At 67.5% G+C, this 12,237-nt stretch carries 12 protein-coding genes; 6 read left to right on the forward strand and 6 right to left on the reverse strand.

All coding sequences use genetic code 11. The features are described 5' to 3' along the window. Nucleotide 1: 1 nt before the first annotated feature. From argH to ACETII_RS07505, 4 genes are read left to right on the forward strand one after another with little or no spacing between them, the layout of a single operon-like run. Nucleotides 2-1,390, forward strand: a complete 1,389-nt coding sequence (argH, locus tag ACETII_RS07490) for an argininosuccinate lyase (protein ID WP_472787637.1) — start codon at nucleotides 2-4, stop codon at nucleotides 1,388-1,390. Further along, nucleotides 1,387-2,004, forward strand: a complete 618-nt coding sequence (locus tag ACETII_RS07495) for a thiamine phosphate synthase (RefSeq protein ID WP_472787638.1) — start codon at nucleotides 1,387-1,389, stop codon at nucleotides 2,002-2,004. Before argH ends, ACETII_RS07495 begins: the two co-directional genes overlap by 4 nt. After that, the gene (locus tag ACETII_RS07500; protein ID WP_472787639.1) at nucleotides 2,001-2,951 is read left to right on the forward strand and encodes a tetratricopeptide repeat protein; all 951 of its coding nucleotides are present in this window, start codon (nucleotides 2,001-2,003) and stop codon (nucleotides 2,949-2,951) included. The genes ACETII_RS07495 and ACETII_RS07500 overlap by 4 nt, the downstream gene beginning before the upstream one ends. Further along, on the forward strand, nucleotides 2,948-3,847 hold the full coding sequence (locus tag ACETII_RS07505) for an alpha/beta hydrolase (protein ID WP_472787640.1): 900 nt from the start codon (nucleotides 2,948-2,950) through the stop codon (nucleotides 3,845-3,847). Before ACETII_RS07500 ends, ACETII_RS07505 begins: the two co-directional genes overlap by 4 nt. A 61-nt stretch (nucleotides 3,848-3,908) precedes the next feature. Here the strand turns inward: ACETII_RS07505 and ACETII_RS07510 are convergent, their stop codons facing one another. Next, complete coding sequence (locus tag ACETII_RS07510; RefSeq protein WP_472787641.1) at nucleotides 3,909-4,436, reverse strand: SH3 domain-containing protein; 528 nt, start codon at nucleotides 4,434-4,436, stop codon at nucleotides 3,909-3,911. A 211-nt stretch (nucleotides 4,437-4,647) separates the two neighbouring features. Between ACETII_RS07510 and ACETII_RS07515 the strand changes: the two genes are divergently transcribed. Beyond that, on the forward strand, nucleotides 4,648-5,643 hold the full coding sequence (locus tag ACETII_RS07515; protein ID WP_363350290.1) for a 2-hydroxyacid dehydrogenase: 996 nt from the start codon (nucleotides 4,648-4,650) through the stop codon (nucleotides 5,641-5,643). Between the two features lie 135 nt (nucleotides 5,644-5,778). Next, nucleotides 5,779-6,273 (forward strand): META domain-containing protein, encoded by a 495-nt coding sequence (locus ACETII_RS07520; protein ID WP_363350291.1) that lies wholly within the window; start codon nucleotides 5,779-5,781, stop codon nucleotides 6,271-6,273. Between the two features lie 95 nt (nucleotides 6,274-6,368). Here the strand turns inward: ACETII_RS07520 and ACETII_RS07525 are convergent, their stop codons facing one another. The 5 genes from ACETII_RS07525 to ACETII_RS07545 form a co-directional block, all read right to left on the reverse strand. Then, nucleotides 6,369-7,190, reverse strand: a complete 822-nt coding sequence (locus ACETII_RS07525; RefSeq protein WP_363350292.1) for a universal stress protein — start codon at nucleotides 7,188-7,190, stop codon at nucleotides 6,369-6,371. 86 nt (nucleotides 7,191-7,276) lie between these two features. Next, nucleotides 7,277-8,779: a histidine--tRNA ligase gene (gene hisS / locus ACETII_RS07530; RefSeq protein ID WP_472787642.1), complete on the reverse strand. Its 1,503-nt coding sequence runs from the start codon at nucleotides 8,777-8,779 to the stop codon at nucleotides 7,277-7,279. Nucleotides 8,780-8,784: 5 nt separating this feature from the next. Beyond that, entirely contained in the window at nucleotides 8,785-9,258 is a 474-nt protein-coding gene (locus ACETII_RS07535; RefSeq protein ID WP_472787643.1) for a GIY-YIG nuclease family protein, read from the reverse strand. 283 nt (nucleotides 9,259-9,541) lie between these two features. After that, nucleotides 9,542-11,470 carry a 1-deoxy-D-xylulose-5-phosphate synthase gene (gene dxs / locus ACETII_RS07540; protein WP_363350295.1) on the reverse strand — a complete coding sequence of 643 codons (1,929 nt, stop codon included), beginning with the start codon at nucleotides 11,468-11,470 and terminating at the stop codon, nucleotides 9,542-9,544. A gap of 134 nt (nucleotides 11,471-11,604) precedes the next feature. Continuing rightward, the gene (locus ACETII_RS07545; RefSeq protein ID WP_472787644.1) at nucleotides 11,605-12,108 is read right to left on the reverse strand and encodes a L,D-transpeptidase; all 504 of its coding nucleotides are present in this window, start codon (nucleotides 12,106-12,108) and stop codon (nucleotides 11,605-11,607) included. Nucleotides 12,109-12,237: the final 129 nt, after the last annotated feature.

Below are 12,237 nucleotides of genomic sequence, written 5' to 3' on the forward strand. Positions count from 1 at the left end.
AATGACGAGCAAGATATGGGGCGGGCGCTTCCAGAGCGCAACCGACGCGGTTCTGGAGGCCATTAACGTCTCCATCGATTTTGACAAGCGTCTCGGCCCCCAGGACGTCAAGGGCTCGCTCGCCCATGTCGCCATGCTCGCCGAGCAGGGGATCGTCTCGAAGGACGACGCGGCGAAGATCGCCGAAGGCCTCACCCAGATCGGGGGCGAAATCGAACGCGGCGAATTTACTTTCTCTCGCGCGCTCGAAGATATTCACATGAACGCCGAGTCGCGCCTCGCCGAACTCATCGGCCCGGCGGCGGGCCGCCTGCACACGGCGCGCTCGCGCAACGATCAGGTTGCGACCGACTTCAGGCTTTACGTCCGCGACGAGATCGACGCGCTCGACGCCCAGCTCGCCGATCTGCAGCGCGCCCTCGCCGAACGCGCGCTGACCGAAGCGGCGAGCGTCATGCCGGGCTTCACCCATCTGCAAAGCGCGCAGCCGGTCACCTTTGGCCACCATCTCCTGGCCTATGTCGAGATGATCGGCCGCGATCGCGGGCGCTTCCGCGACGCGCGCGCGCGATTGAACGAATGCCCGCTCGGCGCCGCGGCGCTGGCCGGGACCTCTTTTCCGATCGACCGCCACATGACGGCGAAGGCGCTCGAATTCGACCGCCCGACGGCCAATTCGCTCGATAGCGTCTCGGATCGCGACTTCGTGCTGGAGACGCTCTCGGCGGCGGCGATTTGCGCGACGCATCTGTCGCGTTTCGCCGAGGAGATCGTGCTGTGGACAACGCCGCAATTCGCTTTCATTTCGCTTTCCGACAAATTCACCACCGGCTCCTCGATCATGCCGCAGAAGCGCAATCCGGACGCAGCGGAGCTGGTGCGCGGCAAGTCGGGCCGCATCATCGGGGCGCTGCAGGCGCTGCTCATCGTGATGAAAGGCCTGCCGCTCGCGTATTCCAAAGACATGCAGGAAGATAAGGAAGGCGCCTTCGATTCGCTCGACTCTCTGTCGCTCTGCATCGCCGCTATGGCCGGCATGGCGCGCGACATGAAGGTCGACCGCGCCCGCATGAAGGCGGCGGCGGGCGCCGGCTTCGCCACGGCGACCGATCTCGCCGACTGGCTCGTGCGCCGCTTGAACCTGCCCTTCCGCGAGGCGCATCATGTGACGGGCCGCGTCGTCGCGCTCGCCGAAGGACGCGGCGTCGGCCTCGAAGAGCTGACGCTCGCCGACCTGCAGAGCGTCGAGCCGCGCATGACTCAGGAGGTCTTCGACGTGCTCGGCGTCGAGAAATCGGTTGCAAGCCGCGTGAGCTACGGGGGCACGGCGCCGGACAATGTCCGCCGCGCCGCGCAGGGCTGGCTCGACCGCCTCGAGGGCGCGGCATGAGCGAGGACGGACCGCGCCTCGCTCTGGCGACCCCGCCGCTCGCCGAGGCGCGCGACTTTCTGCCGGCGCTCGACAGCGCGCTGTCGGCCGGCGACGTCGCCTCTCTGCTCATCCGCTTCGCGGCCGACGATCCGCGCCGCAATGAGGAGATCGCGCGCGCTCTTGCCCCGCCGGCGCAGGAAAAGGGCGTCGCCGTTCTGGTCGAGGGATCGGCGACCGTGGCGCTGCGCGCCAAGGCGGACGGCGCGCAGATTGCGGGCGGCGGCGACGCGCTCGCGGACGCGGTCAAGAAGCTCTCGCCCAAATATATCGTCGGCGCCGCCGAACTGGCGCTGCGCGACGACGCGATGCGCGCCGGCGAACTCGGCGTCGATTACGTGCTTTTCGAGGAGGACGACCTCGCGGCGCTCATCGAGCGCGTCGCCTGGTGGTCCGAGCTTTTCAACACGCCCTGCGTCGCCCGCGCCGCCACGCTCGACGCGGTCGCGCCGCTCGTCGAGGCGGGCGCCGATTTCGTGCTGCTGGACGACGCCGTCTGGACCGACAGCCGCGGCCCGGCCGCCGCCGTCGCGCAGGCGCTGGCCGCAATCCAACAGGCGGAGTCGAAGCGATGACGGAGAGCGTGAAGACGAGCGGCGCGGCGCTGGCGCTGATCGCCGCCCTTCTCCTTACCCCCGCGGCCGCGAAGGAAGGCGAACCCCAGCCGCCCGCGCCAGCCAGTCCGGCGCGTGATCTCGCTTTCGGCGCCTATCAGCGCGGCGACTACAAGGCCGCGATGACCGAGGCGAAGAAGCGCGTCGAGGCCAATCCAAAGGACGCCGCGGCGCTGACCCTGATCGGCCGGCTCTATCTCGAGGGCTCGGGCGTCAAGCGCGACATGAAACAGGCAATGGACTGGTTCCGGCGCGGCGCCGACGCGGGCGACGCCGAGGCCGCCTATCTCTATGGCGTCGCCACGCTCGAGGGCATCGACGTTCCAAAGGACCGCGCCCGCGCCCGCCTCTATCTCGAAAAGGCCGGCGTCCACGACCATGCGGCGGCGCTGCATCTCCTGGGCGAGATGGCGCTCGAAAACGACGGCAAGGACCCCGACTTCGCGCAGGCGACGAACTTCTTCAAGAGGGCCTCCGCCGCCGGCAGCGCCGACGCCGATTATGCCCTGGGCGTGCTCTACAAGACCGGCAAGGGCGTCGAAAAGAACGACCAGGAGGCGGCGGCCTGGTTCAAGCGCGCCGCCGACGTCGGCCTCTCCCCGGCGATGGTCGAATACGCCATCCTGCAGTTCAACGGGACGGGCGTGACGCGGGATAAGGTCGCCGCGGTCGATCTGTTGCGCAAGGCGGCGCTGAAGGGCAACGCCGTGGCGCAGAACCGGCTGGCGCATCTTTACGCCGAGGGAATCGGCGTCGACGTCGACCTCGCGCAGGCGAAGGAGTGGCGCGACCGGGCGAAAGCGTCGGGCCTGAACGACCCCTCGCTCGATTTCCTCTCCAACGCCTCCGCTCCCCAAACGCCGGCGGCCCCCAAGGCTCCGCCCGCGGCGCCCGCCGCGACGAAATGACGGCGGCTCGAGGGAGCGGCGCGGCCCGGCGCGCGGCGGCCTTTCTGCGCCGTTTCGTCAAGCCGCGCCTGGAGCTTCTCATCCGCCGCGCTCAGGTCGCGGAGCGCTTCGCCGCGCAGTTTTTTGCGCAGCAATCGGCGCCCTTCGCTCCAGAAATTCCGGGCGAGTGGATCGAAGCCGGCAGGAGCGCCGCCGCGACGCTCGTCTATCTTCACGGCGGCGGCTTTCTCCTCGGCTCGCCGCGCGCCTTCCATTATGTGTCCAAGGGCTTCGCGCGGGCGGGCTTCGACGTTTTCGCGCCGGCCTACCGGCTGGCCCCCGACCATGTCTTCCCGGCGGCGCTCGACGACGTTTTCCGCGCCTACCAGGCGCTTGTCGCCGCACGGCCGGGCCCGCTCGTTCTGGTCGGCGATTCAGCCGGCGGCGGCCTCGCGCTCTCGCTGATGCTGAAGGCGCGCGACGCGGGATTGCCGTTGCCAAAAGCCGCGGCGCTGTTCTCGCCCTGGACCGACCTTGCCGCGAGCGGCGCCTCGACCCGGGAGAACGAGGACAAGGACGCCCTTTTCACGCGGCGCCTGATCCAGCTCGGCGCGCGCGCGGCGCTGGGGCGCACGAGCGCCAGAAATCCGCTGGCCTCTCCGCTCTACGCCGATCTTTCTGGCCTGCCGCCCCTGCTCGTCCATGCGGGGGCCGACGAGGCGCTGCGCGACGATTCCACGCGGCTCGTCGCCCGCGCCCGCGCCGCGGGGGTCGAGGCGGCGCTCGAGCTGTGGCCCGACGTGCCGCATGGCTGGCAGCTCATGGGCGTCATCCCGGAGGGGAAAGAATCGCGCGACAAGGCGATCGCCTTCTTGAAGGCGCGGCTCGCCTCCGATCAGACCGCGATGGCCGACTGAACGCCCTAGCGGCCGAAACGGGCCGCTGCGACGCTTGCGCCAAGCGGGGCGGGATGAGGCCCTACTCCACCTTCTCGCCGGGATACACTCCCCAGAGATTTTCCTGCTGCATGTAGCCGTCGAAGTCCTTGCCGGCCAGACGGCACCATGCGCCGTCGCAGCCGCGCAAGGAGCCGATCACGTTGGGGGCGAGCTTGGCGACCGGCGTCGTATGGTTGGTGGCGAAAAGCGTCTGCGGCTCTTTCTTCCAGGGCGCGACCAGAGCGGTTCGCCGGCCCGAAAGCAGCGAGTGCAGCACCCAGCCCTCGGAGCCTTCCGAGTCCCGAATCTTGCGCCAGGTCTCGAATTCGGCGGTGATCTCAACGGGCAGGCCGGCGCGCTGATAGATCCAGACCGTGGGGTGTTCCTTGCTCGGTCCCTCGCGCACGTTGACGCGGTCGGATTTGAGGCTGACGTAACGCGGGATGGGCAGATTGCTCACGGGCCCCTTTTGCGGCTCCTGCGCCCGCGCCGACGCCGTAAATATGAGCAAAATGAGCCCGAACGCCGCGCAGGGGCCAGTCAATGCTATGCTGTCGAGATGCCGCATGGGGGAAGTGCCGCTCGTCTTGTCTTTGGCCCGCCATCTGCTAGGAAACGAAAAACGCAGCGTCGGGCGGCGTATTGGTTTTGTCGCCCATCGTCGTTAAGACCGGGTTGAGACGTAAACCGACTCAAACGCCGGCCCAGGCGATGAGAGCTTGTAGCGAAGTTTATGGATTTTCGCCAAGAAAGTGCGAGCCGAAGGGACGAAGCGCAACATGCCTAAGAAAAAGCCGCTCGTTGTGGTGACGCGCCGACTGCCCGAGGTGATCGAGACCCGCATGTGCGAGCTGTTCGACACGCGGCTCAACGAGAGCGACAAGCCCCTCACCCATGACGAACTCGCCGAGGCGATGCGCACCGCCGAAGTGCTGGTGCCGACGATCACCGACCGGATCGATTCGAGCCTGATCGCCCAGGCCGGCGAGCAGATGAAGCTCATCGCCAATTTCGGCAATGGCGTCGACAATATCGACGTCGCTTCGGCTCTCGGCCGCTCCATCACCGTGACCAATACGCCGGGCGTCCTGACCGAGGACACGGCCGACATGACCATGGCGCTCATTCTCTCGGTCGCCCGTCGCCTGGTCGAGGGCGCGCGCGCCATTCCGGAGGGCTCGTGGTCCGGCTGGTCGCCGACCTGGATGCTCGGCCATCGGATCACGGGCAAGCGGCTGGGCATCGTCGGCATGGGCCGGATCGGCCAGGCGCTGGCGCGCCGCGCCAAGGCTTTCGGCCTGTCGATCCACTACCACAACCGCCGCCGCGCCGCAGCCGAGATCGAGGAGCAGCTCGAGGCGACCTATTGGGAGTCGCTCGACCAGATGCTGGCGCGCGTCGACATCGTTTCGATCCATTGCCCGCACACCCCCGCCACCTATCACCTGCTGTCGGCGCGTCGCCTGAAGCATCTGCGGCCGCACGCGATTCTCGTGAACACAGCGCGCGGCGAGATCGTCGACGAAAACGCGCTGGTGCGCATGCTCGAGGCCAATGAAATGGCCGGCGCGGGGCTCGACGTCTTCGAACATGAGCCGGCCGTCTCGCCCAAGCTCCTCAAGCTCGCCCAGGCGGGCAAGGTCACGCTGCTGCCGCACATGGGCTCGGCGACCATCGAAGGCCGCGTCGACATGGGCGAGAAGGTCATCATCAACATCAAGACCTTCATGGACGGGCATCGTCCGCCCGATCGCGTGCTACCCAGCATGTTGTGATAAAGCGCGGAAGGCTTTAGCGTCTCGACCGCCCGCGCGGACCCCCGCGCCGGAGCCCGGGAGAAATCAGTCAAAAATCAGCGCGCCCGCCGCTTTCGTCACGCGGCAAGACCGCGCGCGAGGGAGACCCAAGAAATGAACAAGCCTTTCTCGATCCTCGCTCTCGCCCTCGGCGTCGCGATGGTCGCCGCGCCGGCCCACGCCAAGAAGAAAGCCCAGCCCGCGGAAGAAAGCCAGGGACAGGAACAGCAGCAGCAGGACGAGGGCAACAAGGAGACGGGGGGCATTCCCCGTTATGTGCCTTTCCCGCACAACCGCAACTTCGTCCTGAAGGAAATCAACGGCAAGGCGCCGCCGGTCGAGATCTGGATCAACATCGACTCGACGGGCCGGGCCAACGGCTTCTCAGGCTGCAAGAACTGGTCGGGCGTCTTCGTGATCGGCCCCGACCGCCTGGGCCCGAGGGCCATGCCGGCTGTCAACGAACGCCAATGCGACGGCGCCCTCGCCGGGATCGAGCGCGACCTCTGGGGCGTGCTGCTCTCCGGCCCCTATTGGGACGTCAAGGGCGACGACCTGACTCTCAGGGGCTACAAGGGCGGCGTGCTGAAGTTCCAGCGCTCGCTGTAGAGCGCCGGTCCTCCGTTTCGCCTTGCGCGCGCCCCCCCTTCTCCCTTCACGGGGAGAAGGGGGATGCGCAAAGCGGGCGGATGAAGGTTCGACCCTTACTTCGCGGGGACCGCATAAACCGGGCAGGGCGCGTCATGCAGCGCGCGCTCGGTCGTCGATCCGCGCAGCGCGTCGAGCAGGCCGCGGCGCCCCTGCGTCGGCATGGCGATGAGATCGGCGCCGATCTCTCCGGCGTAAGACAGGATCGTGTCGATCACCCCGCCCTGCCGCAACTCGATATGCGGCAGCAGGCCATCGAAGATCGGCAGGTCCTCGCCCACATGCAGCAGCATGACGTCGGCGGCCGGGTTCAGCGCATGGGCGAAATCGGCGATATGGCGGAAGGCGTCGAGCGGCGGCACGCTCGCCTCGACCGGCATCAGCACCGTATTGAGCGAGATCGCCCCCGTCTCGCGATCGACGAACCCTTTATGGTCCTCGCGCAGGAACAGGGCCGGCATGCGCGTCTCGCGCACGGCCTCCTCGGCGATCGACTCCTCGAGCCAGCGTTCGAGCCCGGTGCGGTTATGCGTCATCAGCACCATGAGGTCGCACAGGTGGCGTTCGACATAGGCTGCGACGCCGTGCACAGGGGATTCCGATTCGATCGACGCCTTCACGAAGTTGACGCCGAGCTTTTCGGCCGCTTCCTGACGCGAGGCGCCGGGCTCGATCATGCCCCAGCGCGCCAGCATTTCCCGCACATGGGGGAAGCGGTTCCAATTGTCGGGATCGTCCTCCTCGGCGTCCGCGATATGCAGCAGATGCAGCACCCCTTTCGTCGCGACGGCGATGCGCAGCGCGTGGGCGAAGGCGTCCTGGCTCGCAAAGGAGAGGTCGGTCGGGTGGACAATGGATTTGGGCGGCTCGCCGATCATGTCGCGCTTCCTTTTCGAGGCGTTTCCCTAAACCTATCGCGCCAGGCGGACCGCGCCTAGCTTGCAGCGCCCGCGGACGGGCGCCTTTATGCCGGCTCTTCTTGTGCGGCGAGCGCTTTGGCCACCTCCTCGACCAGCGCGCTCTCTGCGACGGAAATCTGCGCCGGCCGCGCCGCCTTCCATTCCTCGTTGGTGGCGATGGCGGCGGCGGCCTTGGCGCCGGCGACGAGATCCTTGATCTGCACTTCGCCTTTCGCCTTCTCGTCCGAACCCTGGATGATCACGAGCGGCGAATTGCGCCGGTCGGCGTATTTCATCTGGGCCTTCATGCCGGCCGCGCCGAGGTAGAGCTCGGCGGCGACGCTGGCGCCGCGCAATTGCGCGACCATGCGCTGGTAATCGGCGAGACGGTCGCGGTCGAGCACGAGCACCACGACGGGCCCGACATGCGGCCGCGCCGCCACGATCGGGCTGCCGACGAGCTTTAGCGCCGCGAAGAGGCGCGAGACGCCGATCGAGAAGCCGGTCGCCGGCGTATTATCGGGTCGGAAGCGCCCGACGAGACCGTCGTAGCGCCCGCCGCCGCCGACGGAGCCGAAGCGCACCGGATGGCCTTTCTCGTCGCGGGTTTCGAAGGTCAGGTCCGCCTCGAAGACCGGGCCGGTGTAATATTCGAGGCCGCGCACCACGGAGGGGTCGATGCGGATGCGGTCCGGCCCGAAGCCGGCGTCGCGCGCGAGATCCTCGATCTCCAGAAGCTCCTCCGCCCCCTGCGCGCCGATCTCGCTCTTGCCGAGCAGGCCGAAGAGGTCGAAGGCCGGCGCGCCGTCCCGATACTGGCCGCCGAGGCTGAAGGACATGATCGTGTCGATCGCCTGAAGCGACAGGCCGGCGCCCTTGGTGAAGTCGCCGCTTTCGTCCTTGCGGCCCTCGCCCAAAAGCTGGCGCACGCCGTCGGGGCCGAGGCGGTCGAGCTTGTCGATGGCGCGCAGCACGACGAGCCGGCGCCCCGCGTTTTCGTCGCCCGCGAGACCGATGGCCTGCATCACGCCGTCGAGCACCTTGCGGCTGTTGATCTTAATCACATAGTCGCCCCGCGCGATCCCGAGCCGCTCCAGCGCGTCGGCGGCCATCATGCAGATTTCGGCGTCGGCGGCGGGCGAGGCGGAGCCGACGGTGTCGGCGTCGAACTGCATGAACTGGCGGAAGCGTCCCGGCCCCGGCTTTTCGTTGCGATACACATGGCCGCAGCGGTAGGAGCGATAGGGCTTGGGCAGGCGGTCGTAATTCTGCGCGACGAAACGCGCGAGCGGCGCGGTCAAGTCGTAGCGCAGCGACAGCCACTGCTCGTCGTCGTCCTGGAAGGAAAAGACGCCCTCGTTCGGGCGGTCCTGATCCGGCAAGAATTTACCGAGCGCGTCCGTATATTCGATCGCAGGGGTCTCCAGCGCTTCGAAGCCGTAAAGCTCATAGACCGAGCGGATGACGTCGAGCATGCGCCCGGTGGCGGCGAGTTCCGCCGCCTCGCGATCGGCGAGCCCGCGCGGCGCCCGCGCTTCAACCTTGGATTTCTTTTCGTCTTTGGACATTGAACTCATTCCGCTGCGCCTCCTGCGCGAAGGAGGCGGGATTCGGCCGTCTTCCTAGCATTTTCCCATGCCGAAGGAAGCGCCGCAGAGACTGGAAAAGCGCGCAGATGCGCGGCGCAGCGCGGACAGTCCGAACTGCCGAAGCCGGGCGCCGGCGCAGGCAGCGCTTCAAGCGCGGCGTTGAGGGCGCATTCGCTTCCCCCCTCGAGAATGAAGGCGCCGAGCACGCGCCCGGCCTCGGTGAGCTGATCGACGTGCCAATGGGCCCGCTTCTCCCGTCGCATGTGGCGGGCGAGCCGCGCGCGCAGCCCGCCGGGCCCCTTGGCGGAGCCGCAATAGAGGTAATCGCCGGCCGCAAGCCGGGTGGCGCTCTTTCCCGCGCGGACTTCCCGCGCCGCGTCGAGCCGCAGCCACAGCACATAAGCGCCCGCGGTGGCAGGGGCGTCGGAGGCGCGCAGGATGAAGCCGATCTTGCCCATGCGCCGATCATGGCGCCTTTCAAGACGAGAGGGGACGTTAACTCTGGCCTGGCTGGCGTCTCGACGGCGGCGTCTCGACGGCGGCGTCTCGAACAGTCATGCTCAAGTCATGGCCGCGCGTCGCCGCGTCCGTCTCCCGTCGAAATATGCTGCGCCTACAGCGCCGTGCGCAGAGGTCATCGCCTCGCCGGGCACGACCTTCTTTCCCGAAGACCTCACGCGGCCGGGGGCGAAAAACTATCCGCGCGCGACGCTCCAGGACAATCAGGCGGGCTGATCGCTCTCAGGCGATCATCACCCGCGCCGCGGCCTTCTCGTCGCCGAGCAGCTCGAGCGCCTTGGCGACCATGGCCTTGCTGTCCAGCATTGCTCTGGCGATCATGATCTCGTGCTTGTCGTGGTCGATATAGGCGTCGGGCAGCGTCAAGCTGCGAAACTTGAACGCGCCGCGCGTTCCGTCGAGCAGGCCGTCGTCCGAGAGCGCCTGGAAGACTTGGGCCCCGAAGCCGCCGATCGACCCTTCTTCGATCGTGATCACCACCTCGTGATTGGCGGCGAGGCGGCGAATGAGGTCGCGGTCGACGGGCTTCGCGAAACGGGCGTCGGCGACGGTCGTCGAGATCCCGTAATCCTCCAGCTCGTCGGCGGCCTTGAGCGCCTCGGCGAGACGCGTGCCGAGCGACAGCAGCGCCACTCTCGACCCCTCGCGCAGGATGCGGCCCTTGCCGATCTCGAGAACGTCGCCCCGCTCGGGCAGCTCCACGCCCACGCCCTCGCCGCGCGGATAGCGGAAGGCGATGGGGCCCTGGTCATAGGCCACCGCCGTCGCGACCATATGCATCAGCTCCGCCTCGTCGGCGCAGGCCATCACCACCATGCCCGGCAGGCAGCCGAGATAGGCGATGTCGAAGGCGCCGGCGTGGGTCGGGCCGTCGGCGCCGACGAGCCCGGCGCGGTCGATGGCGAAGCGCACCGGCAGATGCTGGATCGCCACGTCGTGCACGACCTGATCGTACCCGCGCTGCAGGAAGGTGGAGTAAAGCGCGCAGAAGGGCTTGTAGCCCTCGCAGGCGAGGCCCGCCGCGAAAGTCACCGCATGCTGCTCGGCGATGGCGACGTCGAAGGTGCGCTCGGGGAAATGCTTGCCGAAGGTGTCGAGGCCCGTGCCCGACGGCATGGCGGCGGTGATGGCGACGATTTTGTCGTCATGCTCGGCCTCCGCCACCAGCGCCTTGGCGAAGACGCCCGTATAGGACGGGGCGTTGGCCTTGGGCTTGAACTGCTTGCCGGTCTCCACGTCGAACTTCACGACCCCGTGATATTTGTCGTCCGCCGCTTCGGCCGGGGCGTAGCCCTTGCCCTTCTGGGTCACGACATGGACCAGCACCGGGCCGTCGTCCTTGTCGCGCACATTCATCAGCACGGGCAGCAGATGGTCGAGATTGTGCCCGTCGATCGGCCCGACGTAATAGAAGCCGAGCTCCTCGAACATCGTGCCGCCGGTGATGAAGCTGCGCGAAAACTCCTCGGCCTTGCGCGCCTTGTCGTAGATGAAGCGCGGCAGATGCGAGGCGAGCTGCTTCGCCGCGTCGCGGATCGAGCGATAGGCGCCGCCGGAGACGAGGCGGGCGAGATAGGCCGACATGGCGCCGGTCGGCGGCGCGATGGACATGTCATTGTCGTTGAGAATGACGATGAGGCGGGAATCCAGCGCGCCGGCGTTGTTGAGCGCCTCATAGGCCATGCCGGCGGACATGGAGCTGTCGCCGATGACGGCGACGACGTGATTATTGCCCTGCGCGAGATCGCGCGCCACCGCCATGCCGAGCCCCGCCGAAATGGAGGTCGAGGAATGGCCGGCGCCGAAGGCGTCATATTCGCTCTCCGCGCGCTTGGTGAAGCCCGAGAGGCCGCCGCCCATGCGCAGCGTGCGGATGCGGTCGCGCCGCCCGGTCAGGATCTTGTGCGGATAGGTCTGGTGCCCGACGTCCCAGATGATGCGGTCGCGCGGCGTGTCGAAGACATAATGCAGCGCCACCGTCAGCTCGACCACGCCGAGCCCCGCGCCCAGATGCCCGCCCGTCACCGAGACGGCGTCGATCGTCTCGCGGCGCAATTCATCCGCGACCTGCTTGAGCTGGCCGGGCGGAAGCTTGCGCAGCTCCTCGGGCGTCGGGATCTGATCGAGAAGGGGGGTCTTCGATGTCGTCAAAGGCTTACTCTCGTCTGTCCGCAATTTACATAAATTCTAGGCATATCCGCTCGGCCTCCGCGCGGCAAACGCTTAGCCCGGGCGGCGGGCGGATTCCCGCGCCACTGTTGCTTGTGCGCAACGCTGCGCCCCGGTCAATAGCGATAGATTTGAACAGGCTGGATTTCCGGCTCGACCTCGGGCATGCGCCGCCTGGCGCGATTCGGGCGTCGGCTCGCAGCGGGCGTCTCGCCCACGATCTCGATGGTCGCGCCGCCTTGCGCCTCCACCCACGTGAAAAGCTTCTGGGCGTTGTTGACGGCAAGGCGAACGCAGCCATGGGAGCGCGGACTCCCGAGCCCGCGCTCGAAGGTGCCATGAATGGCGAGGCCCCGCGGCGAGAAGAAGATGGCGTAGGGCATGGGCGCCTGCTCATATTCGTCCGAATAGTGCTCGGCCTCCATCCGCATGACCGAATAGCGCCCGGTCGGCGTCTCATAGCCCGGCCGGCCGCTCGAGATTTTCCACACGACCGTCTCGCCGCCGTCGCGCGCCGCCGTCAGCCGCTGCTTGGAGAGATCGATGGAAATGCGCATCGCCGCCTGGCACGGCGCCCCGGCCAGCAGGCAAGAGATGAGAACAAGCGAGAATTTTTTCATGTGAGCGACCTAAACATGCAGGCGGCTGGCGGTAAAGCCGCGCTGCGCATTAGGGTTGATGGCGCGCGTCTTGAATTCCTTGCGAGAACGGGGCGCGAAGTTAGGGCGTCGTCCCGTTTTCGTCTCCTT

It is taken from the genome of Methylocystis sp. NC52PC, assembly GCF_055698645.1.